The sequence below is a fragment of the Rhizobium sp. BK512 genome (assembly GCF_014194915.1).
Classification (GTDB): domain Bacteria; phylum Pseudomonadota; class Alphaproteobacteria; order Rhizobiales; family Rhizobiaceae; genus Rhizobium.
In genome coordinates this window covers 898,689-924,627 of record NZ_JACIAS010000003.1, presented here as the reverse complement: position 1 = coordinate 924,627, position 25,939 = coordinate 898,689, and the positions used below count along the sequence as shown (strand labels likewise).

Below are 25,939 nucleotides of genomic sequence, written 5' to 3'. Positions count from 1 at the left end.
AGAGCGTTACTTCTTGACCGATGCGTTCCAGAAGTACGGCCACGGAGCCGGGTCGACGCCTTCGAGCTTGGTCGATTTTGCTGATACGGCGTTGAAATCGCCGATCTTCATGTAGGGCACTTCGTCGTACATGGCCTTCTGAACATTGGCCCAAAGTGCCACACGCTTCTGCGGGTCGACTTCGGAGGTAAAGGCATCGACGGCGGTCTTGCGGGCCGGCGTGTCCCACCAGCCAGGCGAGCTCGGAGACAACGAACCGATCAGCGCCGGCTCCGGCAGGAAGGGGCTATGAGTGATGTAGATATCCCAGAGCTTCGGATCGGTACGGCGCTGCGTCAGCGTCGCCCAGTCGACAACCTGCAGGTCGACGGCGAAACCGGCAGCCTTCAGATATTCGGCAGCGACCTGCGCCATCTTGTAATGGAATTCATACTGGCGGCTGGTCAGAATACGGATCGGCTCGCCATTGTAGCCGGCCGTTTTTGCTGCCGCGGCGGCACCTTCGGAATCGGCGACATTATAATTGCCCTCGACACCGGCATCCGTATTCCAGGCGTAAGGCTTCGGATAGATATCGCCGTCGAGCGTGTAGAAATCCGTGCTGCCGAAAGCGGCGGCAAGCATGTCTTCCATGCTGAGCGCCTGGCGGATCGCCTTGCGGACCTCGACGTTCTTGGCAAGCCCTTCCTTCGTGTTGAAGACGAAGACCGGATAGCCGAAAGGCTTCAGGATGACTGGCTGCGAAGCGCTCGACGCCTTCAATTTGTCGAAGGATTCGACTGGGATCGAGTCAACGTAATCGTACTGGCCGGAAACGGCGGCCTCGACGCGGGTGTTGGCATCAGGAACCGGCACGAAGCGGATTTCGTCGAGATACTGGTGGCGAGCGCCGCCATAACCGTCGCTCTCGCCATCCCGCGACTTATAACCATCGAAACGGACGAGCTGGATATATTGGTCTGCCTTGCGCTCCTTCAGCATATAGGGACCGGTGCCGATGAATTCCTTCATCGGCTCATCCTGCTTTTCGGCGGGAATGATGATGGCTGCGGAGTTGTTGAAGGCGAGCAGCGAAGTCAGCGGCGCATAGGGCTGTTTCAGCGCGATCTTGACGGTCGCCGGATCCACCGCAGTAATGGAGTCGATGAAGCCCGCAACCTGCTTCCCGCGCGAGGCGATTTTCATCCAGCGGCCTAGCGAGGCAACGACGTCTTCCGAGGTCATGTCGGAGTTATCGTGAAACTTGATGCCGGTGCGCAGCTTGATCGTATAGGTCTTACCGTCCGCACTGATTTCCGGCAGGCTTTCAGCCAGAAGCGGCGTAACATTCCACTTCTTGTCGAAAGTGTAGAGCGTTTCGAAAATGTGCTGCGTGACAATACCGACGAGGTCGGCGGTCGAGGACATCGGGTCAAGCGTCGGCGGCTCGCCGATCGTCGCGACGTTGATCACGCCACCCTTTTCCTGAGCCATCAAAGTTGTTGGCAAAGCGACCAACGCCGTGCCGAGAAGGAATGCGACCAGTGTCTTCATTTCATGCTCCCGTTTTAATGTTCCACAATTATGTTATGTCGATTTTTATAATAGAATAGCGGCGCAAGTGGTCCTGTCAATCAGGAAAGTGGCTCCATCGTTCGAAATGAACAGATGCACGCGACCGCGATCGTTTTCGATTTTCCAATGGTTGCGCGAATGCCTTATCGGATTGTAATTATAGGTTGAAAAAGAGAAGTGAGCTGCTCTGCCTGTGGTGGCACGGTCACCGGTTAGTGACGCACAACAAGAGCCCGTCACCAGTTGTTATTCGCCCGATAGGGCTAACTGCCTCCAGTTCTTAGCGACGTGGAACATGGATAAGGCCGCGCCGGCTCTCTAGATCGAGGAAAAGGGCCTTAAAGTTTCAATCTAGAATTAAGTCCGATTTGGAAAGCATATCCTCGGTTTCTTTAACTACTTCGCATGAGGTAGACCACATCAGACTAAAGTCCGTGTTCTGCACCGCACAAAAAAGCTAAAACGCGACCGTGTTGCTTTTAGTCGAGGACATTGTAGGTGCGTTGAAAGCGGTCCTCCAAGACGGTCCATTAGATGGAGTTCACTCCGCTAGCGCTCCGACTGCATATGGAAGCGCAGCAACAAATCGAAGGAGACCTCCCTGATCTGGGGCAGATGAATCGTTGCGGCCTGCGCGATGACGCTTGGCTATGCTTTCCAGCCGGGGATCTCCGTGCAGATTTACTACCATTATCGACATTATTCACAGATCTTAACGCTAAATTCCCAAAATGGACCGGAGTTATTGACGATTTTAGATCGCAGCATTCGAACATAAGCAAAACGAAACATTCGATCCGCAGGAGAAGTCATGAAGAAAGTGCTTGTAGCAGGCGGAGCCGGTTTTCTCGGATCCCATTTGTGCGATAGGCTTTTAAATCGCACCGACATCGAAAAGCTGGTCGTCGTTGACAATCTTTGGACCGGTCTTGAGGCCAATATTTCCCATATTAGGGATCCGCGCTTCCATTTCGTGCGATCGGACGTGGAAGAGCTTCAGACGTCGGACAAATTTGACGAAGTTTACCATCTTGCTTCTCCGGCCTCGCCGCCCTGGTACATGAAGGAACCCAAGAGAACCATTTCGGCAAATCTCATCGGAGCGTACCGTCTTCTGGACCTTCTGAAAAAGGGAGGCCGCTTCTGTTTCACCTCTTCCTCGGAAGTTTATGGTGATCCTCTCGTCTCGCCGCAGCCGGAATCTTACAAGGGCCAGGTCGATTGCACCGGGCCACGCTCATCCTATGACGAAAGCAAACGCTGCACGGAGTCCCTGCTGTTCGAAATGCAGCGTACGCAAGGGCTGGACGTCAAAATTGTTCGGCCCTTCAACGTCTATGGACCAAGGACGCGGGCGGACGACGGCCGGGCCGTCTCCAACTTTGTAGCCCAAGCTCTCACAGGCCGCCCGATTACGGTGTTCGGAGATGGCTTGCAGTCCCGCAGCTGGGGTTATGTCGATGACATCATCGATGGTTTTGCGCGCTACTTCTGGATGAACGAGACGGATTACAGAGGCCCGCTCAATGTCGGCAACGATCGGGAAATCTCCGTCCTCGAAGTAGCTCAATATGTCTCGCGCCTGATAGGCGGGATTCCGATCGTCTTCGAACCTTCGCCGCCGCATGATCCGACAAACAGACGGCCGGATTTGACGAATGCAAACTACGTGATGCCCGAATGGTCGTGCGCGATCAGCTACGAGGAAGGCGTCGCAAGAACTTTGGACTGGTTCAGGCAGGAGATGAAAATTACTGCCGCGGAGGCTCCCAAGGCGGACACGCGCCGGCTGGCCAACGCAGGACGCTGAACAGTTCCCCGGCATCTGGCGCAGAGTATGGTAATGAGTGACGCCGTCCCGCGTGACATGAAAGACAATGTTTTTCCTGTGCCCATCCAGTACCTGGATCTTTTGGATGACGTCCGTGCGGATGCGCGGGCGGTCGCTGCCGGCTTGGTCGTCTTCACCTCCGACGGCCTTCCCGTCGGTCAGGCCTTTATCAAAGGGCCAGAAGAACTGACCGAACTGGCAGCACACACCGTACTGCCAGAGACCACTGAACACGCCCGAACTGTAATGCAGACGCCAATCAGGAACCGCGACGTCAGCCTCCTGATCTGCACCAAGGACCGGCCGGATGAACTGGCCAGATGCCTCGCATCGATCCCGAACCAGTCTCTGCCGCCGGTTGAGGTCATCGTCGTCGACAACGCTTCAGCCGGCGACGGCACGCGCCGCGTCGTGGAGGCGGCCGGCGCGACTTATGTGCGGGAAGACAGAATAGGCCTAGACTTCGCCCGCAATGCCGCCGTCCGCGCGGCAAGTACCGAGTTCGTGGCCTTCACGGATGACGACGTTGTCCTGCATGAACGCTGGCTGGAAAACCTGATGAAGGCCTTTGACCGGCCCGAGATCGGATGCGTTACCGGCCTTGTCCTTCCCGGAGAGCTTTCCACGCCCGCGCAACTAATCTTCGAAACCCATTGGGGATTTGGCAGAGGCTATAAGCGCCTGGATTTCGGTCCCGACTTCTATCGCCAAAGCGCACCATACGGGGCGCCTGCCTGGCTGATCGGCGCTGGCGCAAGCCAGGCGTTCCGCCGTCAGGTGTTCAACGATATCGGATTGTTCGACGTGCGGCTGGATATGGGCGCGGCGGGGTGCTCGGGTGATTCGGAATTCTGGAATCGACTTCTGCATCACGGTCGCACCTGCCGCTACGAGCCGACAGCGGTTTCCTGGCATTTCCATCGCAAGGAGATGAAAGGGCTCGCCAAGCAGATCCGCCAATATATGAGTGGCCATGTGGCTGCCTTGCTAGTCCAGTACCAGAACACCGGAAACCGGGGAAATCTGCGGCGCATCCTCGTCGCCCTGCCACGATACTATTTTCGAAAGTTGAGGAAACGGCTGCCCAAGGGAGCGACCTCGGACGACTTCTTTCTCAAGGAGGAAATGCTGGGATGCGTCAACGGCGCCTGGTATGTCCTGCGCCGCTGGAAGATGCAGGCATGGTAACAGTATCAAAGCCTGTCATATCGTTCCTGATCCCGGCATATAACGCGGCGGAAACTCTGGCCGACTGCTTGGGCAGCTTGCAGAGACAGTCGGTATCAAACTGGCAGGCAGTGGTCGTCGACGACGGTTCGAAAGACGATACCTGGAATGTGCTCGAAGGCCTGGCAAAATCGGACAGCCGAATCCTGGTCCATCGTCAGGCGAATGCCGGCGCATCCGCAGCGCGCAACGCAGCCGCCCGTTTTGCGACCGCTCCTCTGCTGTGCATGCTCGACGCCGACGACTGGCTGGATCCTGCATTCATTCAGAACATGCTACCGGTCGCCGATGGTCTGAAACCGGTCATTGCCTATTGCAGCTATCGCCGCGTCACGCCAGACGGCCGGAAGCTAGGCGTCGAAACGCCCCCCGATCTCACAGGAGACAGGGCAAAGCGGGAATTCTCGTCGTTCTGCGCTCTGGCGATTCATGCCGTAGTCTTTCCCAAGGACCTTTTCGTCCGCATGGGCGGTTTGGATGTCGAACTGCAGACTTGCGAGGAATGGGATCTCTGGCTCCGCATGGCATTTGCGGGAGCTGTGTTCCGACAGGTCGAGGGATGCTTTGCATTCTATCGCATGAAGACTGGTTCTCTCTCCAGAAATCCGTTCAAAACGGTGAGGGATGCAATCCGTGTTACCACCAGGGCGGAAGAGCTGCGTTTGAAAGAGGGACTTTCGCAGTCCGATGAGGACGCCCAATGGACCGCGCCTGCTCTCGGTCAATTGCGGATGCTCGCCTGGGCCGCTTCCGTCAACCTGTGCACGGGAACCGATCTTGCCGAGCTGGCGAAACTTCTGCCCGAATTCCCCAACGCTTCCGGCTACGAGAGCTTCCTGGCCGAGGTTATATTGCACGGGTTGAAGGTCGGCCTGGCAGTTGAACGTGATTCCGATCTTGTCGCGTTGCTTGAGCGCTGGAAGCCAGCGTTCCTCGAGCTGGTACAATTGCTTGAGCGGCACTCTCTTCCCGGAACCGGACGCCGGATAGAAGAGCTCATTGTCTGGCCGATCTCTGCGGCTGACCGGTCTCGCTCCTTCGCGCTCGGCCATTTGCAGGTGGTGGCAACCGACATCGGCAAGCTAGCCTTGATCAGAAAGGCGGACGAGGCCGATACGCTGCTGCTGCATCTCTATGCCGGTCGGCACCATGTCGGATCGCATGTCGCCGCCCTGTGGGGAGACTTATCCATCCGCGCCCAGGCCGATCTGATCATCAATGAACTAAAGACCGCAGATCGTTTGCCGACGCCTTTGACATTTTCCTATGCGCGCACCTGGGCAACTGGAGCCATCCGCAATGCGAGGGTTTTCAGCAAAATTATGAGGCAGCGTCGCGGACGGCGAAGGCAACTCAATCATCTCTTCAAAACGATCCAGGTAACCGCACTCGTCGGGCCGGCAGCGAACGCGCGAGAGGATGATGCAGGCTTGCCCGAGGCGAGCTCGCATTCCAAGCATCCACTCGTGGTAACTGTGTCCAGCGACGTGTCTCCTGACGTGGAAGACAAACAAGCGTATCTATCCGAAGCAGCGACGAAGAAGGAATATTGGGAACGTTTTTTCGAGCGCCCGGACCCCTGGAACTATGTCTCAGTATACGAACAGGTCAAATACGAGCAAACGCTGAGCCTCATTCCTGATGGTGTCGGCAAGGCTCTGGAGCTCGCCTGCGCTGAAGGACTATTCACGATAAAACTCGCACAGAAGGTGGGTTTCGTGACGGCGGCCGACATTTCCTGCCGCGCGGTTGAAAGAGCAACCGAGAGATGCCGCGATCTTCCAAATGTGGAGCTTCGCGTCCTGGATTTCGTCGAAGGCGAACTTCCGCCCGAACAGGATCTCATCGTTTGCTCGGAGGTCCTCTACTTCATCGACGATGAAGCAAGCCTCGAACAAGTATGCCGGAAGATCGCCGCCGCCTTGAAACCGGGGGGCTGCCTTGTCACGGCACACGCCCATCTCCGGCGCGACGAGCCCGACAGAACCGGTTTCGACTGGGACAATCCGTTTGGCATGGGGACGATCAAGAAGGTCCTGTCAAACCTGCCTGATCTTGTGCTTGAGGAAACGATCGAGACCGAGCTTTACGCAATCCATCGGTTCGCAAAGCGCGCTACGGCAACGCCAGTCGTGCATATCGCGGCCCATGGTGTGCCTCTCGATGCGAACGTCGCCAAGTACATTATCCGGGGACCGGCAGGCGTCGACCGCGAGGCTGCATGGGCAAATGAAGTCGTGACCTCGATCCCGGTGCTCATGTATCACAGGGTCGCACTTGACGGTCCGGACTCGCTCCGTCGCTTCCGCGTGCCCCCGGAAACCTTCCGTCAACAGATGCAATTCCTCCGGCGGCAGGGCTATTATGCGCTGACGGCCGAGAGCCTGACCAATCTGTTGCGTAAGGGCAACCCTATCCAGGGCCGGCCCGTCGTTCTGACCTTTGACGACGCCTATCTCGACTTTCTCACCGATGCCTTTCCGATTCTGGCGGAAAACGGGTTCAGTGCAGACGTCTTCGTGGTGACGGATAAGGTGGGCGGCAGGTCGGATTGGGATGCCCGCTACGGGGATACGGCACCGCTGATGTCCTGGGGCGATATCCAGAGCCTGCACCGACAAGGCATCCGCTTCGGGTCTCATCTCGCGTCTCACAGGCCGGCAAGTTCGCTTGATAACGCGACATTGCTCGACGAGGCCGCTCTTTCGCGCGATGCACTGGAACGCCGGCTCTGCGAGCCCGTGAGGTCCATCGCCCTACCCTTCGGCTCCACCGATTTCCGTGTTCCCGGCATCCTTGTTCGCGCGGGCTACGAGATCGGCTTTTCAACCAAGCCCGCGAGGACGAGCTTTGTTGACCACCCCTTGTCTCTGCCACGCCTCGAAGTTCGCGGCGACCTTCCTCTCAAGGCCTTTGCCGAAATGATGGGCCAACCCGACGCTTTCATCGGATAGCGCGCCATGAATGTCGATCCCCTCCCCTTGGTCACTGTTGTTATTCCGGCCTACAACGCGGCAAGGACGCTCGTAGATACACTTCGAAGCGTCTCGAGCCAGACCCACGAACGCCTGGAAATCCTCGTGGTCGATGATGGCTCGCAGGATGGGACCTACGAACTGGCAATCGATTATCGGCTCCAGGATTCACGCGTCAGGGTCCTGAGGCAGGAAAACGGCGGTGTTGCTCGCGCCCGCAACGCAGCAATCGGCGAAGCGATCGGCAGCTACATTGCCCCCATCGACGCCGACGATCTCTGGCATCCGCGCAAAATCGAATTGCAGCTCCGGGCGCTCGCAAGCCTTCCCGATGGGCGCGGCGTCGCCTACAACTGGTATGCGGCCATCGACGCGAATGGCATGATTTTCGCCCATTCGAGCCCGGTCTTGTACAAGGGCGACGTCTTCGAAATCATGATACGCGAAAATTTTATCGGTAACGGCAGCACGCCGCTGATGCCGCGTGCGGATGTCCTGGCGTGTGGTGGCTACGATCCGTCGCTGCGCGATCAGGATGCCGAAGGATGCGAAGACCAGAAGCTTTATTTGGCGCTGGCCGAAAGGCTGCCTTTCGCCCCAGTCCCTGATTTTCTGACGGGATACCGTTTCACCCAGGGGAACATGTCGAGCAACGCCTGTCGCATGCTGAGATCACATGCCCTGGTGATGGCAGAGGTAAAAAAACGCCATCCGCATCTTGCCGCCGCCGCCGCCACCGCGGAATTCGATACGGCGCGATGGTATTTCCATAAGGCGCTTTCCAGCAAAGACCATGATCAGCTCAGAAAGCTCGCGCCGATGATTGCTAGGCGGTTCCCCGTGAGGCTTGCTAGGCATGGGGCCAGCCTTGTCTGGCACTCAGCCAAACGCCGGGCGCGACGATTGGCAAGACGCCTGACCGGGAAGCGCCCTGTCCCGCAGGCCGCAGATACAACGGCCGTTATCGCCCTCCCCGAGAATGGTACCTCATTCCAGTCCCGTGTTGAAACGGCAGCGGTTGGTCGGAGCGGCGTCTTAGCCAAACCACGCGGGAATGGCTTATGACAACGCAGCAAGAATCCGTTTCCGCCAAGTCGGCCGGACCCTTCAATTTGGTCATCGCAGCTCGATTCCGTGAGCTTCTGAAACTCGTGCCGTCGCTTCGGCTGAAGACGTCGGTGATGGTCGTGATCGGCATCCTGAGCGGCCTGATGGAAATGGTCGGGATCACCTTTCTGGTGAGCCTCGTTTTTGTTCTCGGCCAGCAAAGCCCCTCAACCGGCGCTGCGATCCCTGGGCTTCCGGCATTCTTCGGTGGGTTTGAAGCTGCGATATCGAAATCGATGCTGGTCGCCATCCTCGTCTGCGCGATCATCCTCAGGATCGTTCTTGGCTTCGCCAATTCGATCATCGCGAGCGCCGTCAGCCATCAAATCAGCGGCAGCATCCGCCATCGTCTCTATTCAAAAATCCTGACGATCCCATTTCAACGCTTTCAGCGCTACGAACGCAGCGATCTGATGAATGTCATCGCAACGGAGTCCTATGCGGTCGCTTCGGCTCACGCGAGCCTGGTACGCCTGGGAATCAATCTCGGGACCATCATCATCTTCGGTGCCGGGATGCTCGTGATGGCATGGCCGATCGCCGTGCTCGGCCTTATTTTCGGTGTGGTCCATAACCTGACCCTCGGCCTGTTTGCCGAGACCTATCGGCGCACAGGCGCGGCCGCCATTTCGGCGATGGAGGACCTGACCCAATTAACCTGGACCACACTGCAGACCGTAAAGGCAGTGAAAAGCTTCGGCCTGGAAAAGCGCCACGAAAGCAGTTTCGATGCCCTTTCAACAGATGTCGGAAAAACCTGGTCCCATTCCGACAAGATGGGTGCGATAACCTCGCTTTTGAGCGAGGCGCTGACATTCGGCGTAGTCCTGACGATCATTCTGTCTTCGCAATTTCTGCCGGTGGATTTCCGTGCAGCCTTGTCGGCGACCATCCTCCTCTACAGGCTTCAACCATATATCAAGGAATTCGATTCCCAGATCCTTGGCCTGCATGCCCTGGAAGCGCCCTTGCAGAACGTTCTGGCGATAATTTCCGAGGCGGATGATGCGAGGCAAGTTGCCTGTGGAGAAAAGCTCAGACATCTACAGCAGGAGATCGTTTTCCATGATGTTTCCTTCTCTTATGAAGGCAGCAGCGCTCCCGCCGTCAGCCATGTGAGCTTCTCCATCAAAACAGGAGAAACGACCGCGCTGACGGGGCCAAGCGGCTCCGGCAAGACAACGATCCTCAACATGCTGCTTGATCTCATCCAGCCGAGCGAGGGGCGCATAACTCTCGACGGCCGGGATCTTTCAACCATCGAGCGACCGAGCTGGTTGCGACTGCTCTCCGTCTCGGGCCAGGACGTCGAATTGATGGAAGGCACGGTTCTGGACAATATCCGGTTCCGCCGCGAAATTTCCGAGGAGGATGTCCGTTGGGCGGCGGATATGGCTTGCGCCACTGAATTCATCGAGAAACTGCCCGCCGGCTTCGACGAATGGCTGGGCGATGAGGCAATCAGGCTTTCTGGCGGCCAGCGGCAACGCATTGGCCTGGCGCGCGCACTCGCCGGTCGGCCTGAAATATTGCTCCTCGACGAAGCAACCAATGCGCTCGACGAGGCGACCGAAGCGCGGGTGCTTTCCCTCCTGCTTGGGGAATATCGGACCAGGACACTGATCATCGTCACTCACCGATCGTCTGTCGCCAGCCTGATGAAGCATCAGATCTGCCTCGTCCCGGCGGGGATATAAGGAAGAACCGATGGACCGAGGTGATGCTTTTCATTCCACCCAACCGTTGGTTTCGGTGGTCATTCCAGCCTTCAACGCTTCCCGCTATATTGAGCGCACACTTCGGTCGGCTATGGCCCAGACCTATGCTGCGCTGGAGATCATTGTTGTCGATGACGGCTCCACGGATGACACGGCAAAACTGGTTGAGCAGATAGCGATGACGGATTCACGGATCCGCCTCCTGTCCACACCAAACCATGGTGTCGCCGCCGCAAGAAATACTGGAATCGATGCATCATCAGGTCGATATGTGGCATTCCTCGATGCCGACGATCTCTGGCACTCGACGAAGATCGAGAAGCAGGTAGACGCTCTCATCCGCTTATCCCCACGATGGGCCGCGGTCTATGTACTGCATTATATCATCGATCAGGATGATGAGATCATCGGGCTCGGCGGCTCCAAGATCGCAAGGGGCTATATCTATGCCCGGCATCTGAATTTCAAATATGTAGGTAACGGAAGCGCGCTTCTCGTCCGGCGGGACGCTGCGCTTGAGATTGGCGGGTTTGATAGCTCATACGCTGCAGAAGATATCGGAGGCTGTGAAGACCTCGATTTCGAACTCAGGCTTGCCGCGCGTTATTGCATGGAAGTCGTTCCCGAACGCCTGGTGGGATACAGGAAATATCCCGGCAATATGTCGTCCAACCACGCGCGGATGGGTCGAGGTGTTTTGGAAGTAATCAAGCGCTCGATCATCGCAAATCCGCAGCTTCCGAGATACGCGGCCAGAAGTGCTATCGCGCTTACTCAGAAATATGCGTTCCGGCAGTACAGAAGGGCAAGGCACCTGCGTCTGTCCATCGTGACCGCCTGGGCGATTTTTCAGAACCCGCGTTTCATGCTCAGCTTCGCATGGCAGGCTTACCTGCTTGTCATGAAGCAACGCCATCTTCCGAAGCCAGATATCGCGAACGGTGAGCGGCAATTGAAAAAGTCGAAATTCGACGAGCAAATCCTGCTTTCAGTTGAAAGCCCGGAGGAGACCCCGCGATCACGCCACCACATGATGCGACTGACTGCGGCGGATGCCAAGCTCGGTGCAATCCATGTGGGTGATGAGCACCATGCCCATCGGTGAAATCACCACAGAACCGCGTGACTTCTAATGCCCATCGGGCGGAACGTCGGCTTTGGGCGTGACATCCACGATGTTCTTGCGATGGAAGATGAAGAGGCCTGCCAGAACAATGATAACGGAGCCGATCAGAATCTGGCTGTCCGGCAATTCGCCGAAGAAAACATAGCCCAGCACGATTGCCCAGAGCAGCAGGCTGTATTGAAGCGGGGCAAGGAGGGAGGCCGGAGCGAGCTTCAGGGCGCGCGTGATCATCAAATGCGCGCTGCCCGCGACGACACCCAGCGCCAGCATCGCGATGAAGTCGAGGGAGGACATTGAACGCCAGTCGCCAATGCTCAGGATTAGACCGGTGACCAGGGCGCCGACTGTCTGCCATGTCACCAGCGTCGCATCGCTCGTTTGTCGCAACCGACGGCCGAGGATCAGTGTCAGCGCGAAGGACAGGCTGCCGATCAGACCGAAGATCGAGGGCCAGGATAACATTGCCGTTGAAGGTCTCAGGGCTACCAAGACCCCGACAAAGCCAATGATGACGGCTAACCAACGGCGCCAGCCGATCGTTTCGCCAAGGAAAAAATGCGACAGAGCGGCCACGTAGATAGGCCCGGCCATGTAGAAAGTCATGACGTCGGCGAGCGGAAGGTAGGCGACCGCGGCATAGAATAACGCAACATCCCCTGTCGTCAGGATGACTCGCAGGACCTGCAGAGGCACGCGCTCGACCTGAAACAACGTGCGAGGTCCTTGTCTGGCAATCATGGGAGCAAGGATGAGAAAGGAACCGAACGAACGGATCACCAGGACCTGACCGACTGCAAAGCTCGCCACCAGCCATTTGCCCATGGCGTCATTCAAGGAAAATAGGAGATCTCCGAGAAGCATCAGAAGCACGCCGAAGAGTACGGTGTTTCCTGCGGTGCGGCTGACGCGCAAATTCATGATTCGCCTCAATTGGTTAGGCATTCCGCCTGCCATAGAACTTCATCCTGGCGCCGTCGATCCTGGCAAACGATTTTCACGACAAATCTCTTATCATTCAGGGGAATTCGATGCCCTGTCCGGCACCGTCAACAGCATCGATGCCTGCGACACCGTCGTTAAAGTGATACTTTAAGAGCCGACGAAACAATCGGCATCAACTGTCGTGGCGATCACATTGAAAAGACTGCACACTTCTGCCCTTTCCCACATGATCGTCTTGTGGCAAAGGTGATATTCAACTCCTATAAAAGACACCATGAAGGCTATTTCAGGCACCAATCTCGAGCAGGCCAAGTCACACAACAGGCGTGTCGTGATCGAGGCTATCCGCACCAATGGCCCGTTGTCGCGCGCCGCAATCGCCCGCATGACAGCGCTGACGGCGCAGACGGTCTCGAACATCGTCGAGGAATTGCAGCGTTCCCACCTGCTCGTGCCCGCCAAAGCGCAGAAGCTTGCGCGCGGCCAACCGATCATCCCCTACTCGATCAACCCACACGGCGCCTATTCCATCGGTCTCGAACTTGGCCGCCAGCGCGCCAGCGGTGTGCTGACTGATCTCTCCGGCGCCGTGTGTGCACGCATCGAGCGCCATGTCGAACATCCCGATCCCGAACAGGCCATGCCAGTCCTCGGGTCTATTGTCGAGGATCTGCAGCAGGCCTTCTCCTTCGACCGCAATAGGTTGCTGGGTGTCGGCATGGCCCTGCCTGGCCGTTACGCGGATGGCGGCGTCACCTCGCTGAGCCCACTGAACCTGCCCGGCTGGCAGGACTTCCCGGTTGGCTACGAACTGGAACGGCGCGTCAAGGTCCCGGTGCTCGTCGAGAATGACGCGACGGCGGCGGCTATCGGCGAACGCCTGCATGGTGTCGCCCGCGGCTTCAGCAGCTTCGTCTATCTCTTCCTAGCGGGTGGCGGCGGCATCGGCGCCGGGATGTTTCTCGATGGACACCTCTACAAGGGCAGCCGTCACAATGCCGGCGAGATCGGCCACATCATCGTCGAGCCGCACGGCCGGCTCTGCAGTTGCGGCAAGCGTGGGTGTCTCGACCGTTACGTTTCGCCGACCGTCGCTTATGAGGTTATGGGCATAACCAACGCGGATGAGCTTTCGCCCGACGATCTCGACGCGCTAATCGCCAGAAGCGGCGATGGCCTCGATACATGGTTGGATCAGGCCGTGCAGCCGTTGCGACAGACTATCGATTTCCTCGAGCTTGCCTTCGATCCGCAGACAATTGTGCTCGGCGGCAGCATCTCGACCATCATGATGCGCCGGCTAGCCGCGCGGCTGGAGCCGTTGCACGTACCGATCGACCCCGCTGAAGAGAGAACCATTCCGCGTGTCATGATCGGCATGACCGGCAAGGATACCGCGATCCTCGGAGCGGCCGCCCTGCCGATCTTCTCGGAGACCAATCCGCGCTTCGACGTGTTGCAGAAGCCGGTCGGCTGATCTCCTCCTCGACCGGGAGGTGAAGATCAGCCGTCTCCGTTTCATCAATCGATCAAGACTGCTGCAGCCCGTAGAGCAGTGGCATCAGCCCTGCGAGTGCCTTGAAACGTTCCCAGGATTTCGCAGACGGCTTCGTCCAGCCCGTTTCGGCAAGTGCCGAAAGGCGCGGGAAGACGAGCCGGTCAAAGACGGCACGATCCGTCATCGGCTCGGACCAGATGCAGGCCTGGATACCGCGAAGCTTCTGCTTCTGAGTTTCAGTCCAGCCGCCCACCGGATCGAACGTATAGATCTTTTCGGCATCCGAGGTGCCGGCCCAGCTCGCACCCGGCTCGTCCCAATCCGGCCGCAGCGCCATGTCCAGATAATAGACCTGCCCGGGGCAGACGACGATCTCGTAACCTCGATTGGCAAGTTCGGCGGCAACTTCGACATTGCGCCAGCTGCAAAGATAGCTCTTCGATTTATCGATGACATCGCCATGCGCCGCTTCTTCCCAACCGCCGGTGATACAGCCCTTGGAAGCAAGGAAGCGCTGAACCCGCTCAAGAAACTCGGCCTGAAGGTAGGCAGCACCAGAACCATGGATATCGTCGGCACCATGAGTATTGGTAATGACATTCAGGCGCTTCGCATGCGCATCGGCAACCTCGTCACCGGCGAGAGAACGCAGATTTGTGAGCGCCTCCGGTGAGCCTGACCAAGCGCCGAGCGGCACTTCGTCGGCACCGATGTGGATGGTCTTGAAGGGGAAAAGCTCGATGAGTTCCGAGAAGATCGTTTCGATTACCTCATAGGTCTTTTCACGAGCGGGGTTGATGCAATTATCGGGGAAGCCCTGAACGGAATAGTAGCTACCGGCCTCCTGCGGATCTCGCAGCTCCGGTATGGCCTGCAGCATTGCGTAGCAGTGGCCGGGTATATCGATCTCCGGTACGATTTCGATACCGAGCCCCTGGGCGTAAGCGACGATCTCGCGGATGGCGTCCTTGGTGTAGTAGCCGCCTGTACGGGCCGGGCTGGAGCCGAGCAGTGGCGGCAGGGCAAGACCGTGGCCACGCCACGCACCGATCTCGGTCAATGCCGGGTATGCGTCGATCTCCACGCGCCACGCCTCGTCATCGGAGAGGTGCCAGTGGAAGCGGTTGAGTTTGTTCCAGGCGAGTACCGCCATCAGTTTCTTGATTTCCGCCTCGCCGTAGAACTGACGAGCAACATCCAGATGCAGACCGCGCCAGGCCATCGATGGTTCATCGACAATTTCGCCTGAAGCCGGGAACTGGAAAGTCTGCGGATGCAGGCGCGCACCCCGCCAGATCTGGCCGAGGGTCACGAGGCCGTAGAGAAAGCCGGTCTGGCCATTTGCCTCGACGGTGATCGCCTCCTCTTCGAATGTCAGCCGGTATGCCTCGGGACTGAGACCGGCAGACTTCTTCAAGCTGACAGTTGCAGCCCCTTCCGCAGGCGAGCGGACGATACCTTCGACGGCAAAGAGATGGGAGACTAGGGTCTTGAAGCTATCAGCTGCACCTATCGCATCCGCATCTTCAGCCTGCAGTGCAAAGCCTGCCGGCAAGGGTCGCCGTGAAGCGACAGCCACATGGTTCGGCCAGGGAATGATCGAAACCTGCACCGGCGCCATGGCCGGCACGGGGAAAATCTCCGCGCCACGCTTCAGGGGCGCATTGCTGGCAGATGACCGCGTAGGTTCGATCCCGAGCGAAACGGTGCTACCGTCGGCAAGAGCGAGATAGGCGCTGGTCGCACCATCCGTCCAATGGCGAAACTGCCAGCTCAGCGCGTGGACTGATATCGTCCAGGTCTCGCCCTTGCCGAGAACGAAACCTTCCGGCGGCTGGAATTCGGTGAAGTTCGACAACCTTTTCAAAACTGTTGCACCCTCCACGCGTCCAGCGGGATCGACCCGTCCTGGGCCACTGACGCAGAGCGAGAAGCCCGAGAGTGGCTCGGCGGCCAGATTCTTGAGCTGCAGGACATAGGAAAAATCCTTGCCGTCGGCTGGCGGATTCCAGAGAGTTTCGAGCCGCAGGGCCGGATGTCGCGGTTTGGACATGTTTGCTTCTTTCTGTTCGGATTGTCGTGATCAGCTCTTGAGCATGCCGGCATAGATGCCGGGAGCGGAATCGGGGATGGGAGTGGCGCCGACGGCTTTCTCGTAAAAGGCGGATGGGCCGACATCGCCGATGATCGCGTAACCATAACCCATGGTCTTCAGGTCGTTGAGGCTGGCAAAGAGCAGCGCCCTGCCGATGCCGAGTCCACGCATGCTTTCATCGACACCGGTCGGCCCGAAGAAATCGGGAGCGGTCGCCTCGTGGCAGGCAAAGCCGACGAGCTTGCCTTCGCGCGTAGCGATGAAGCAGGTCGGCGGCTGGCGCGTCATCGCAACCGTTGCCTCGCTTGCCCACGCGTCGCCGAAATGCTCGCCGATCCAGCGGACAATCAGCTTCAGTTCAGGAGGCAGTGCCCGGCGGATAGTGACGCCCGCTTTTGCCATCGCGTCGGGTGATTTTGTGTCCTGCGGAAGAGTGGACAGGTTCACGAGATAATCCATTGGCGTATGTCCTGTTAGCTTTGGGCGCCGAGTGCGCGCATGAAATGATTGGGGCCGATCTGTTCGATCACCGTGGATTCCGGACGGCTGAGCGAACGGACGCGCTCTGCCTGCTCGAGGAAGCGTGCACTGCCGCCTGTCACGAAAGGGCGTCCGCCATCGGGCACCGCCGATAGCAGGAGCTGGGTATAGGGATGGCGGGGGTTGGAGAGCACTGTTTCTGTATCACCCCATTCGACCATTTGACCGGCAAACATCACGACGATCTCTTCGGCCACATGCGCCGCCGTTGCGATGTCATGGGTAATATAGAGCATCGCCAGTTCGTTCTCCCTCTTCACCCGGGCAAGCAGATCGAGAATGTCCTTGCGGATGGAAACATCGAGCATCGACGTCGGCTCGTCTGCAACCAGCACGCTCGGCGCGACCGCAAGCGCCCGGGCAATGTTGACGCGTTGCCGCTGGCCGCCGGAAAGCTCATGCGGAAATTTCTGCTTCGACACGGCCGGGTCCAGACCGACGCTCGTCAGCAATTCCGCAATGCCATCCTCAAGAGCTATCCGCGACGTGTCCTGGCTATGAAGTTGCAGTGGCCGGGAAAGGTGATGACTGACCGTGAAGGCGGGGTTGAGTGACGAGAACGGATCCTGGAAGACCATCTGAACGTCCTTGCGATAGAGACGTTCATCCCTCGCCGTCCCCTGCGCGGTCAGATCCTGCTCGCGAAAGAATAGCTTGCCGCCGGTCGGCCGGTCGAGACGCGCGATGATACGGGCACAGGTCGTCTTGCCACAGCCGGACTCGCCGACAAGCGCCAGTGCGCGGCCGGGATGGAGCGAGAAGGAAACGCCTTTCAGTGCATGCACCGGCCCGAATTGTCGCCTGATCTCTTCGATCCGTATGACGGGTGCGGCCGCGGACGGATGTGTCTCGGGCTTCATGCCAGTGCTCCTGAAAGATGGGGCGTGCTCGGAAGCTGGGGAATGGCGTTCCAGAGCTTGCGCGTATAATCATGCAACGGCGCCTGACTGACCTGGCTGACATCTCCGACCTCAACGAGTTCGCCCTTCAGCATGACGCCAATGCGCTGGCAGAGTTGCGCCATCAGATGCAGGTCATGGGTGATGAACAGTACCGAAAACCCGTAAGCTCGCTGCAGGTCGACGACCTGTTCGAGGATTTCGCGCTGCACGACGACATCGAGCGCCGTTGTCGGCTCGTCCATGATGATGAGCTCGGGCCTCAGCGCCAGGCAAATGGCGATGACAATGCGCTGTCGCATACCGCCCGAAAACTGATGCGGATAGTCGCTGATGCGCTGCGACGGTATGCCCACGAGCCGGAACATCTCCTCTCCGCGCGCCCGCGACTCCTGACGCGAGCAGCCGGTGTGCCTTTGAAGCACATCATGAAACTGCGCTTCGACCCGCATTAGCGGATTGAGTGAGTTCATCGCGCTCTGAAAGACCATACCGATGCGCTTCCAGCGGATCTTCTGCAGATCGCGCTCGGGCATCTTCAGAAGATCCTGCCCATCCATGCGGATGCTACCGCCGCTGATCCAGGCCGGGGCCTTGGACAGTCGCGTGATGGCATAGGCGATTGTGCTCTTGCCGCAGCCGGATTCGCCGGCAAGCCCGAAGATCTCGCCCTTGCCGATATTGAAGGAGACATCCTTGACGGCGCGGAACTCTCCCCTGTCGAGCAGGTAGTCGACATTGAGCTTTTCGATTTCCAGGAGATTGCTGGTCATCGGCGTGCCTCCAGTTCACGGTTGCGGGCACGGGTGAGCCGGAACCAGCGCGTCAGTGCCGGACCGGAGCGAAGCTGCGGATTGGCGATCTCGTCGAAGGTAAAGTTAAGCAGCGCAAGGCCGAGGCCGGTCAGCGCGATGCCGATGGCCGGCACGCCGACGTCCCACCACGCGCCGACCATGATCGCCGATGCATTCTGGGCATTATAGAGCATCGTGCCCCAGGAAACTTTCAGTGGATCGCCGAAGCCGAGATATTCGAGCGTCGTCTGTGCGACGATCGCGTAGATGATGCTGCCGACGAGGTTGATGCCGATCAGCGGCGTCAGGTTCGGCAGGATCTCGACGAAGATGATACGCCATGCCGGTTCGCCGATCATTTTCGATGCGGTGACAAAATCGCGGTTGCGCAGCGCCATGGTCTGAGAGCGCGTCATGCGCGCGCCCCATGGCCAGGAGGTCAGCGCGATGATGGTCATGATCGTCATCGGCCCGACCGTGCCGGCAAAGGAGGCAAGCAGGATCAGAAGCGGCATGTTTGGAACGACTAGAACTGCGTTTGTCGCAAGATCCAGCGCCGCGTCCGTCTTGCCTCCGGCGTAACCGGCGACGAGGCCGATCGCGGTGCCGATGACGGTGATGGCAATGCCCGTTGCAAAACCGACCGACAGCGAACTGCGGGCACCCCAGACGAACTGGCGATAGACGTCTCGGCCCATTTTCGTCGTGCCAAGCACATGCTCGATGGAAGGCGGCTGGTGCGAACGGCCGACACGTGCGCCCGGCTCGCCAGGGGCGATGACAGGGGCAAGCAATGCCATCAGCCAGAGGCCGACGACGATGATCAGGCCGGCGACGGCCTTCTTCTGACGAAGAATGGATCTGAGCGTGGCTCCCATTACACGGCATCCCGCAGCCTGGGGTCGATGAACCCGTAGATGATGTCGACGAGGAAATTCGCGCCGAGCGTTGCGAGCGTCATCAGCAGGAGCTGGCCCTGGATGACCGGATAGTCGCGGGCGATGCTTGCGGTATAGAGCGTCAAGCCGAGTCCCGGATAGTTAAAGACGATTTCGGTGACGATCGAACCGCCGAAGACGGCGCCGAGCATCAGAGCGAGGTTCGTCAGGACCGGAAGCATGGCATTGCGCGCGCCATAGCCGAACATCACACTCAGATGGCTGAGGCCCTTTGCACGGCCCATTGTGACGTAATCCTCCCCGAGCACCGAGATCATCGACGAGCGCATGGTCGTCTGAAACTCCCCGATCAGGAACGGCGACAGCGTCAGCACCGGCATGATGGCGTGGATGAAGACGCTGCCGGCGAAAGTGAAGTTTAACCCCGGATCGAGGTTCGGATCATAGGCGTAGCCAACGGGCAGCCACCGCAGCGACACACCGAACATGAAGAGCGTCGTCAAACCCACGATGACAGGCGGCACCGAAATCATCACGACCGCGAGCGGGGAGATGATCGTGTCGAAACGTCCGCCGCGCCGCCAGGCGGAAATTGCACCCAGAACCACACCGACGCTGAGCGAAAAAATGATGGCGGTGACGACAAGGAAAATCGTCCAGATTGTCGAGCGGCTGAGGACCTGGACAACCGTCTGAGGGTAATATTTGACCGAGACGCCGAGATCGAAGGTTGCAAGTCCCTTCATATAGTCGACGAATTGCAGGAGCACCGGCTGATCGACTGCGCCGAAGCGTGCCTTGATCGCCTCGACGGCTGCAGGTGTCGCCCGCGGGCCGAGCTGCGCGACCATGGCATCGACGGGCGTCCCCGGCATAAGCCGGGGAAGTATGAAGTTCATCACGATGGCGAACGCCAGGGCGACTGCATAGACGCCAAGGCGCCGTCCGGAAACACGCATGTCCCTTGCCTCGCCGGTCTTATTGGACCGGCTTCAGGCGGAGCAGATGCATGAGGCGCATCCGGTTGTTATCGTGATCTTCCGGGTTCATGACCGGGTCCTTGTCGGTTACCCAGCCGGTAAAGCGCTTGCTGGAGAACTGATACCAGGTCGGGCCATTGAAGACAGGCACGACGGGGAAATCTTCGGCCACCAGCAGCTGAATATCGTTGAAGATCTTCTTGTGATCATCGTCGGACGTCGCCTTCAGATATTGATCGAAGAGCGCGTCGAGTTTCGGGTTGGAATAGCGCGAGGGAGCACCTGTGACGCGGCCGGCATAAGCCGTCGACAGGCTTTGGTAATAGCCGCGGAATGGAGTCGCCCCATCGGCACGCGAGTTCATGACGACCTCGAAACTACCGTCGAGAATCTGCTTGCGCCACTGTTCGTATTCCGGTGTCGTGACCGAAGCATTGATGCCGGCTGCGCGCAGGCCTTCGACGGCGATCTGCACGGCATCGATCCAGTCTGTCCAGCCATTGGGAACGATGATCGGGAAATTGATCGGCTTGCCGCTCGGCGTCGTACGAAAGCCGTCCGAACCCTTCTTGTAGCCTGCGTCGTCGAGGATCTTGCTGGCCTTCTCGGTATCAAAACCCATGAAGGCATCCTTGTCGCCTTCGGCAGCCTTGTTGCGCCAGCCTTCAAAGCGGGGCGGCAGGCCGGAGGCATGTTCGTTGACGACGGGATAGCCGAAGCCGGCAATGTCAACCATCGACTTGCGGTCCATGGCGAGACTGAAGGCGTGACGGAAGTTCAGATCCTTGTAGGCTTCCAGATTGCCCTCGTCCTTGCTCTTGAAGTTCATCTGGAAGGCGACGGTTTCAGCCGGTGGCTGCCAGTAGCCGTTGTGATCGGCGTCGAGCGCCACGAAGGTCTTGTCGATCTCGGGGATGAAGGAGCCGATCCAATCCATATTGCCTTCCGGCAGGATCGCGAGCATCTGGTCGTTGCCGGAAATCTGCGGCAGTCGCAGGCAATCGACATGCAACGAAGCGGCATCCCAGTAGTTCGGGTTACGGCACTGTTCATAAACCTGCGGCGTGAACCGGCGCACTTCCGTCATCGGACCGGAACCGATCGGCTTCTCATTCTTGAAAGCAACCGGATCTGAAACATCCTTCCAGACATGTTGGGGAACGACGGCAAGATCGGCAAGCGATTCCGGGAAGTCGGAATTGACGGCCTTGAGCTTGATCGTCACCTCCGTCGGCGACGGCGCCTCAACGGATGCAACGGTCTCGCCGACACCAACCGTGTCGAGCGCGGCATTCTTCAGCATCAGATCGATTGTGTACTTGACGTCGGCCGAGGTCAGCGGCTGTCCATCAGACCATTTCGCGCCGGGCCGCAACTCGTAGGTGATCGACTTCATATCGTCGGAAAACTTGTAGCTTGTCGCCAAGCGCCAGACCGGCTTGCCGCCATCCTGCGCGTTGAAGATGACCAGCGGCTCATAGATGAAATCCATGGTGCTCTGCCGACGACCGGCAAGATCGAACGGATTGAAGTTTTGCACCCAGCTCGACTGCTCTTCGATATGCATCGTCAGCACGGTTTCGGCAGCCGAAGCAGCCGATATACCAAAGGTCATCACCACCGTCAGGGCGGTGGCCGCGGCCCACGCGGCGCGCGCGGAAACACTGCGGAATACGCTCTTATCCAGTCCCATTTTTTCGTTCCCTTAGTTGTTATTTTTTGATTCAATCAAATTGATTTAATCAAGCTAACGCAAGGTTTCCGATCCGGTCAATCGGGTGGAAACTAAAAATTTCGGCTTCCTGGAAACTGAATTTTTTGTGCTGATACACAGCGCGGCGAACGGCTCATCAACTGTGGCACGGCCTAGCAAATAAAATTGTCATACTTATTGTGCGTTGCGAAAAGTCTCGCGCAAGCGTCACCGATCATTCTGGATCTGTTGAAATGTGATTATTTGATCCAGCTATATTGAAGCCATGACGGCCCGCTTTTCAGTACCCTCTAGCCGTCCAGCACCCGCTGGACGGCTATTCCACTGATCATCAGATCGGATCAGCTTCTTAAAACCCTACCGGAAAACCTTCGAACGGTTTGATTTCCTTGAGAACAAACGTGGTCTGCATTTCCTTGATGCGCGGTAGGCGGCGCACGACCGACATGGCGAAATCGGCATAGGAATCGAGATCAGCCGAGACCACCTGCAATAGAAAATCCGAATCTCCGGCAATGCTGTAGCAGGCGACGACCTCCTGTAGCCGTGCAACCTCGGCGGCAAAGGCGTCCGCCTCTGCCTCGTTGTGACCATCTATCTTCACTCGAATGAAGGCAAGGACGCCGAGCCCGAGTTTGCGCCGGTTGAGATCCGCCTTGTAACCCCGGATCACACCTGTCTCTTCAAGCTGCCGCACCTTTCGCCAGCAAGGGGATGTGGACATGCCGACACGCTCGGACAATTCCTGATTTGTCAGTCGTCCCTCGGCCTGCAGGCTCGAAAGGATTTTCAGTTCAACCGGCTCAAATGTCGTCATGGGAAGCATCTACCTACAAATTGCACAAAGCAGGTTGATCCTACCAAGTTTCGGCCAAGGACAGCAATATCAGACAGGATTGTTCTGCTGCGATCACTTAGGCTGTCGCCATCGTAATCTCAGGTCTTTCAGATGCTCTCCGATATCCGCATTGCCATTGTCGTCGACCCCAAACTCCCGTCCGCTCTCATTGCAAATACAGTCAGCGCCATCGGCATTGGCGTAGGCGCCAAAATGCCGCTCCTTGGCGCCGAGAGGCTCAGCGACCGTGCTGGCAGGGCCACCGATATCGTCTCCAATCGACCGGTGCCGATCCTGCAGGCCGATGGCGAGACGATCCGACAGATCCTGTTGAAGGCGCTGAACCAGCCGGAGGAACACGCCATCGTACCGTTTCCTGGTTTTGCCCGCTCACTGCACGACTATACTGACTACCAGCGTCAGTTCCCGAACAGGGACTTGAGCGATGAGGAGATCGATGGACTGGGTCTTGCCGGACCGGCTAAATGGGTAAGGTCGCTGACCGGCTCCCTGAAATTGCTGCGGTAAATTGCCGGGCATACACAAGTGCAGGTTTTGTTGTCGCCGCGACATGTTTGGTGGTGCAAAGTAAGATTTCATTCGATAACCAAGGCCCACCGGTTAGGAGTGGATCATGGGCGCCCTTCGAGTTCTTGGCAGGCAATCATCCATCAATGTTCGTAAGGTGCTGTGGACCTGCGAAGAGATCGGCATCGACTATGTGCTGGAAGATTGGGGAACGGGATTTGCCTCGACCAGCACACCGGAATTCCTTGCGCTTAATCCGAATGGTCTCGTGCCGGTCATCGATAGCGATGACGGCATCTTATGGGAGTCCAATACGATCTGCCGTTATCTTGCGTCCAGGTACGGCCGCGACGATCTCCTGCCACCCTCGCCATGGAAACGGGCGCTCGTCGAACGATGGATGGATTGGCAAGCGACGGACCTCAACAGTGCCTGGCGCGGCGCATTCCAGGGCCTTGTGCGCAAGGACCTCGCCTATTCCGACCCCTCCGTCATTGCCGACAGTGCCAGGAACTGGAATCGCAAGATGGAAATCCTGGAGAACACCCTCGCGACGACAGCACCTTTCGTAGCGGGAGACGAATTCACGCTGGCCGACATCCTGATCGGCCTTTCGGTCAACAGATGGTTTCACACGCCCATCGAACGACCTAGGTTACCGGCGGTTGCGGCCTATTTCGAGCGCCTCAAGGCACGACCGTCCTTCCGCCGCGGCGGTTACGACATGTTCCCGTAGATATCGGGCATCCGACAACGCCGAGTGGCGCTGTCTTGCCTATTGTTGTTTGGGCGCAGGTGCCTGTTGGGGTGTGTCGCCCGGTCGAATGACCGGCATGTCCCCGGTTGGAGGGGCCGGTTCAACCATCCCGCGATCGCCCGTCGGCGGAGGCGTCAATACGCCTTTGCAGCGAGATATCTTGCTTTCCGATCCCTCATTCTCCGTCTGCCGATCGGTCTCGACTGACGACGGGTTATCGGCCTGACATCCCGGTTGCTGCTCCTTGCTGCCGGCTTGGCTCATGGCAGTATGGGGAGCGGCGATAAGAAGCCCGAAGGCAAGCCCAAACATGAATGGCTTACCAAAAAGGCGATGCATCGGGCGCCTAGCCAAGGGTATTTGCCGCGAAGTCCACATCGGCGTCACTCCCGGTTCCCCCAACCTGCGACGAGCTTTAGGCAGGTCATCGCTTTCCTTCGCGAACGCGAATGCCTGGCTTGCCAATCGGCATAAGGCGGGGATCGTTGATGCCCGGCCTTATGGCATCTTGCTCGCTCGACCCCTTGATAGGCGGGCCGCGCCCGACCTTGTTTTCCGGGGCGTCTAGAGGTGTTTCCAAATGTTCGCGATGTTGCTTGTCGAGTTTGGTCATAACCGGCCTCATTGCATCCGATCAATCGTGTGTCTGGCCAGGTATCCCGGGGCAGTTTTTCACGCATAAGCGCGGATTGGTATCGCCAACGCCAGGGCGAAAAAGCCACAATGAACACCCATTTTTCCGGACACCGTCTTGCGATTGACGCTCTTTATGTTCAGTCCAACCAGCACGAACTTCGAAAGTTCCGGACAGAGAGAGGATTCGACCCTCGGAATCTCCGCACACAAGCGCTACGTCATTTCTGGTGTGACCATAGAAAAAGGTGAAGCCGTGCAAACGGACCTGCAGAAAGACATGACGGATTGGTTCCGGTCGCTCGAGCCTGTCGATCCGCTTGAGATGACCGGGCTTTGGAGAGGCGCCGGCATTCCGTCGGGGCATCCACTGGACGGCGTTCTCGAGAATTTGCGATGGTTCGGCAAGCGCTTTCACCCCGACAGGCGAGCGGACGCCCTGCTCTTTCAGTGGCTTCCCGGGAGGCTTGTGGCCGTTGATCCACGCTTCGTTCCTCTCGGGCTTGCAATCAGGCTTGCGCCGTTGGGACGGACGTCCCTTGCCCGAAGCCTGTTTTCGCTTCTGCACAAGGCGTTCCGCGCGCGGGGCACGACAGCAGCCCTGGAAGTTCGGGCATTCGAGCACGTCGCGAGCGCTGCAATGGTTTACGACAGGCAACCGATCGTCGACCATTTCAGACGGGTGAACGATAGCACGCTGGCTGGCATGATGTGCGTGCGCGACGACGAAAGGCGGTTCTTCTTCAAACTCACCAGGATCGATGCGCAGGCCTAGAACGACGTTGAAAACAATCGCATTGGCAATTGCGGCAGCTTCAGTTGCGAGCAATAGTTTCGCGGCTGATGCAGATCGTGGCGTGAGAATTTTTCGGGCCTGTTCTTCATGCCACATTGTCGATGACACCAGAAGTACATTTGGCCCCTCACTGAAGGGTGTCGTGGGAAGGCGGGCAGCTGGCCTAGACGACTACGCCTACTCCTCTGCCTTGAAGAAAGCCGGCGAAGAGGGGCTCGTGTGGAACGAGCATGAACTTGCAGAATTTCTGGCCGCGCCGAACAGAAAAGTCCCCGGAACAAAGATGCGCCTCTGGGGATTGTGGAGCTTCGAAGTCGACGATCTTATCGCCTTTCTAAAGGCAAATCCGTAGTTCACCCGTCATCTGCATAGGCCTGACGGCAACCATAATTCTCAAGACGATCACTCACGACGCCCTTGCTGGGAGAGATCTTCCCCCTAAAATAATTGAGGACACCGCGTCGTGGCCTCAATCGGCGCAGACCAAT

22 protein-coding genes are annotated in these 25,939 nt (G+C 58.2%); 11 read left to right on the top strand and 11 right to left on the bottom strand.

All coding sequences use genetic code 11. The features are described 5' to 3' along the window. Nucleotides 1–6: 6 nt before the first annotated feature. Nucleotides 7–1,533, bottom strand: coding sequence for an ABC transporter substrate-binding protein (locus FHX06_RS15165; RefSeq protein WP_113210329.1), 1,527 nt, complete (start codon nt 1,531–1,533; stop codon nt 7–9). An 832-nt stretch (nt 1,534–2,365) separates the two neighbouring features. On the opposite strand from FHX06_RS15165, the gene FHX06_RS15160 reads away from it, so the two are divergent. From FHX06_RS15160 to FHX06_RS15135, 6 genes are read left to right on the top strand one after another with little or no spacing between them, the layout of a single operon-like run. Then, nucleotides 2,366–3,364: an NAD-dependent epimerase/dehydratase family protein gene (locus tag FHX06_RS15160; RefSeq protein ID WP_113210330.1), complete on the top strand. Its 999-nt coding sequence runs from the start codon at nt 2,366–2,368 to the stop codon at nt 3,362–3,364. Nucleotides 3,365–3,397: 33 nt separating this feature from the next. After that, on the top strand, nt 3,398–4,573 hold the full coding sequence (locus tag FHX06_RS15155; RefSeq protein WP_113210331.1) for a glycosyltransferase family 2 protein: 1,176 nt from the start codon (nt 3,398–3,400) through the stop codon (nt 4,571–4,573). Then, a complete protein-coding gene (locus tag FHX06_RS15150; protein ID WP_113210332.1) occupies nt 4,567–7,566 on the top strand; it encodes a glycosyltransferase in 3,000 nt (999 codons plus the stop codon). The genes FHX06_RS15155 and FHX06_RS15150 overlap by 7 nt, the downstream gene beginning before the upstream one ends. 6 nt (nt 7,567–7,572) lie before the next feature. Continuing rightward, the gene (locus FHX06_RS15145; protein ID WP_113208717.1) at nt 7,573–8,652 is read left to right on the top strand and encodes a glycosyltransferase family 2 protein; all 1,080 of its coding nucleotides are present in this window, start codon (nt 7,573–7,575) and stop codon (nt 8,650–8,652) included. Then, on the top strand, nt 8,649–10,391 hold the full coding sequence (locus FHX06_RS15140) for an ABC transporter ATP-binding protein (protein WP_113208716.1): 1,743 nt from the start codon (nt 8,649–8,651) through the stop codon (nt 10,389–10,391). The genes FHX06_RS15145 and FHX06_RS15140 overlap by 4 nt, the downstream gene beginning before the upstream one ends. A gap of 10 nt (nt 10,392–10,401) precedes the next feature. Beyond that, nucleotides 10,402–11,517: a glycosyltransferase family 2 protein gene (locus FHX06_RS15135; protein ID WP_113208715.1), complete on the top strand. Its 1,116-nt coding sequence runs from the start codon at nt 10,402–10,404 to the stop codon at nt 11,515–11,517. A 24-nt stretch (nt 11,518–11,541) separates the two neighbouring features. Here FHX06_RS15135 and FHX06_RS15130 read toward each other — a convergent pair whose 3' ends face one another. Next, nucleotides 11,542–12,456, bottom strand: a complete 915-nt coding sequence (locus FHX06_RS15130) for a DMT family transporter (protein WP_113208714.1) — start codon at nt 12,454–12,456, stop codon at nt 11,542–11,544. Nucleotides 12,457–12,754: 298 nt separating this feature from the next. Between FHX06_RS15130 and FHX06_RS15125 the strand changes: the two genes are divergently transcribed. Beyond that, on the top strand, nt 12,755–13,957 hold the full coding sequence (locus tag FHX06_RS15125) for an ROK family transcriptional regulator (RefSeq protein WP_112545331.1): 1,203 nt from the start codon (nt 12,755–12,757) through the stop codon (nt 13,955–13,957). A 52-nt stretch (nt 13,958–14,009) separates the two neighbouring features. Here FHX06_RS15125 and FHX06_RS15120 read toward each other — a convergent pair whose 3' ends face one another. From FHX06_RS15120 to FHX06_RS15085, 8 genes are all read right to left on the bottom strand, one after another. Beyond that, nucleotides 14,010–16,031, bottom strand: coding sequence for a beta-N-acetylhexosaminidase (locus FHX06_RS15120; RefSeq protein ID WP_113210333.1), 2,022 nt, complete (start codon nt 16,029–16,031; stop codon nt 14,010–14,012). 30 nt (nt 16,032–16,061) lie between these two features. Then, on the bottom strand, nt 16,062–16,532 hold the full coding sequence (locus FHX06_RS15115) for a GNAT family N-acetyltransferase (protein WP_183879889.1): 471 nt from the start codon (nt 16,530–16,532) through the stop codon (nt 16,062–16,064). Nucleotides 16,533–16,546: 14 nt separating this feature from the next. Next, nucleotides 16,547–17,473 (bottom strand): ABC transporter ATP-binding protein, encoded by a 927-nt coding sequence (locus FHX06_RS15110; RefSeq protein WP_183879887.1) that lies wholly within the window; start codon nt 17,471–17,473, stop codon nt 16,547–16,549. After that, the gene (locus FHX06_RS15105; RefSeq protein WP_183879885.1) at nt 17,470–18,285 is read right to left on the bottom strand and encodes an ABC transporter ATP-binding protein; all 816 of its coding nucleotides are present in this window, start codon (nt 18,283–18,285) and stop codon (nt 17,470–17,472) included. Before FHX06_RS15105 ends, FHX06_RS15110 begins: the two co-directional genes overlap by 4 nt. After that, nucleotides 18,282–19,184 (bottom strand): ABC transporter permease, encoded by a 903-nt coding sequence (locus FHX06_RS15100; RefSeq protein WP_113114307.1) that lies wholly within the window; start codon nt 19,182–19,184, stop codon nt 18,282–18,284. The genes FHX06_RS15105 and FHX06_RS15100 overlap by 4 nt, the downstream gene beginning before the upstream one ends. Then, entirely contained in the window at nt 19,184–20,164 is a 981-nt protein-coding gene (locus FHX06_RS15095; RefSeq protein ID WP_113202000.1) for an ABC transporter permease, read from the bottom strand. Before FHX06_RS15095 ends, FHX06_RS15100 begins: the two co-directional genes overlap by 1 nt. 19 nt (nt 20,165–20,183) lie before the next feature. Beyond that, the gene (locus FHX06_RS15090; protein ID WP_183879883.1) at nt 20,184–21,878 is read right to left on the bottom strand and encodes an ABC transporter substrate-binding protein; all 1,695 of its coding nucleotides are present in this window, start codon (nt 21,876–21,878) and stop codon (nt 20,184–20,186) included. 370 nt (nt 21,879–22,248) lie between these two features. Beyond that, entirely contained in the window at nt 22,249–22,716 is a 468-nt protein-coding gene (locus tag FHX06_RS15085) for an Lrp/AsnC family transcriptional regulator (protein WP_112545486.1), read from the bottom strand. A 132-nt stretch (nt 22,717–22,848) separates the two neighbouring features. On the opposite strand from FHX06_RS15085, the gene FHX06_RS15080 reads away from it, so the two are divergent. Next, on the top strand, nt 22,849–23,265 hold the full coding sequence (locus FHX06_RS15080; protein WP_112970308.1) for a DUF2000 domain-containing protein: 417 nt from the start codon (nt 22,849–22,851) through the stop codon (nt 23,263–23,265). 106 nt (nt 23,266–23,371) lie between these two features. Next, on the top strand, nt 23,372–24,001 hold the full coding sequence (locus tag FHX06_RS15075; protein WP_183879881.1) for a glutathione S-transferase family protein: 630 nt from the start codon (nt 23,372–23,374) through the stop codon (nt 23,999–24,001). Nucleotides 24,002–24,446: 445 nt separating this feature from the next. On the opposite strand, the gene FHX06_RS15070 is transcribed toward FHX06_RS15075, so the two are convergent. After that, nucleotides 24,447–24,635, bottom strand: coding sequence for a hypothetical protein (locus FHX06_RS15070; RefSeq protein ID WP_113202003.1), 189 nt, complete (start codon nt 24,633–24,635; stop codon nt 24,447–24,449). Between the two features lie 252 nt (nt 24,636–24,887). On the opposite strand from FHX06_RS15070, the gene FHX06_RS15065 reads away from it, so the two are divergent. Together FHX06_RS15065 and FHX06_RS15060 are read left to right on the top strand one after the other, a co-directional pair. Continuing rightward, nucleotides 24,888–25,430, top strand: a complete 543-nt coding sequence (locus tag FHX06_RS15065; RefSeq protein WP_409564408.1) for a DUF4334 domain-containing protein — start codon at nt 24,888–24,890, stop codon at nt 25,428–25,430. Between the two features lie 7 nt (nt 25,431–25,437). Further along, nucleotides 25,438–25,803 (top strand): c-type cytochrome, encoded by a 366-nt coding sequence (locus FHX06_RS15060; protein WP_246715549.1) that lies wholly within the window; start codon nt 25,438–25,440, stop codon nt 25,801–25,803. Nucleotides 25,804–25,939: the final 136 nt, after the last annotated feature.

What these genes read in the sequence shown, in the direction of transcription:
- FHX06_RS15130 (WP_113208714.1), bottom strand. Translation starts at nt 12,456, where the DNA reads ATGAATTTGCGCGTCAGCCGCACCGCAGGAAACACCGTACTCTTCGGC.
- FHX06_RS15095 (WP_113202000.1), bottom strand. Translation starts at nt 20,164, where the DNA reads ATGCGTGTTTCCGGACGGCGCCTTGGCGTCTATGCAGTCGCCCTGGCG.
- FHX06_RS15120 (WP_113210333.1), bottom strand. Translation starts at nt 16,031, where the DNA reads ATGTCCAAACCGCGACATCCGGCCCTGCGGCTCGAAACTCTCTGGAAT.
- FHX06_RS15080 (WP_112970308.1), top strand. Translation starts at nt 22,849, where the DNA reads ATGCTCTCCGATATCCGCATTGCCATTGTCGTCGACCCCAAACTCCCG.
- FHX06_RS15075 (WP_183879881.1), top strand. Translation starts at nt 23,372, where the DNA reads ATGGGCGCCCTTCGAGTTCTTGGCAGGCAATCATCCATCAATGTTCGT.
- FHX06_RS15110 (WP_183879887.1), bottom strand. Translation starts at nt 17,473, where the DNA reads ATGAAGCCCGAGACACATCCGTCCGCGGCCGCACCCGTCATACGGATC.
- FHX06_RS15115 (WP_183879889.1), bottom strand. Translation starts at nt 16,532, where the DNA reads ATGGATTATCTCGTGAACCTGTCCACTCTTCCGCAGGACACAAAATCA.
- FHX06_RS15085 (WP_112545486.1), bottom strand. Translation starts at nt 22,716, where the DNA reads ATGACGACATTTGAGCCGGTTGAACTGAAAATCCTTTCGAGCCTGCAG.
- FHX06_RS15155 (WP_113210331.1), top strand. Translation starts at nt 3,398, where the DNA reads ATGAGTGACGCCGTCCCGCGTGACATGAAAGACAATGTTTTTCCTGTG.
- FHX06_RS15150 (WP_113210332.1), top strand. Translation starts at nt 4,567, where the DNA reads ATGGTAACAGTATCAAAGCCTGTCATATCGTTCCTGATCCCGGCATAT.
- FHX06_RS15165 (WP_113210329.1), bottom strand. Translation starts at nt 1,533, where the DNA reads ATGAAGACACTGGTCGCATTCCTTCTCGGCACGGCGTTGGTCGCTTTG.
- FHX06_RS15070 (WP_113202003.1), bottom strand. Translation starts at nt 24,635, where the DNA reads ATGACCAAACTCGACAAGCAACATCGCGAACATTTGGAAACACCTCTA.
- FHX06_RS15140 (WP_113208716.1), top strand. Translation starts at nt 8,649, where the DNA reads ATGACAACGCAGCAAGAATCCGTTTCCGCCAAGTCGGCCGGACCCTTC.
- FHX06_RS15105 (WP_183879885.1), bottom strand. Translation starts at nt 18,285, where the DNA reads ATGACCAGCAATCTCCTGGAAATCGAAAAGCTCAATGTCGACTACCTG.
- FHX06_RS15135 (WP_113208715.1), top strand. Translation starts at nt 10,402, where the DNA reads ATGGACCGAGGTGATGCTTTTCATTCCACCCAACCGTTGGTTTCGGTG.
- FHX06_RS15160 (WP_113210330.1), top strand. Translation starts at nt 2,366, where the DNA reads ATGAAGAAAGTGCTTGTAGCAGGCGGAGCCGGTTTTCTCGGATCCCAT.
- FHX06_RS15125 (WP_112545331.1), top strand. Translation starts at nt 12,755, where the DNA reads ATGAAGGCTATTTCAGGCACCAATCTCGAGCAGGCCAAGTCACACAAC.
- FHX06_RS15090 (WP_183879883.1), bottom strand. Translation starts at nt 21,878, where the DNA reads ATGGGACTGGATAAGAGCGTATTCCGCAGTGTTTCCGCGCGCGCCGCG.
- FHX06_RS15145 (WP_113208717.1), top strand. Translation starts at nt 7,573, where the DNA reads ATGAATGTCGATCCCCTCCCCTTGGTCACTGTTGTTATTCCGGCCTAC.
- FHX06_RS15100 (WP_113114307.1), bottom strand. Translation starts at nt 19,184, where the DNA reads ATGGGAGCCACGCTCAGATCCATTCTTCGTCAGAAGAAGGCCGTCGCC.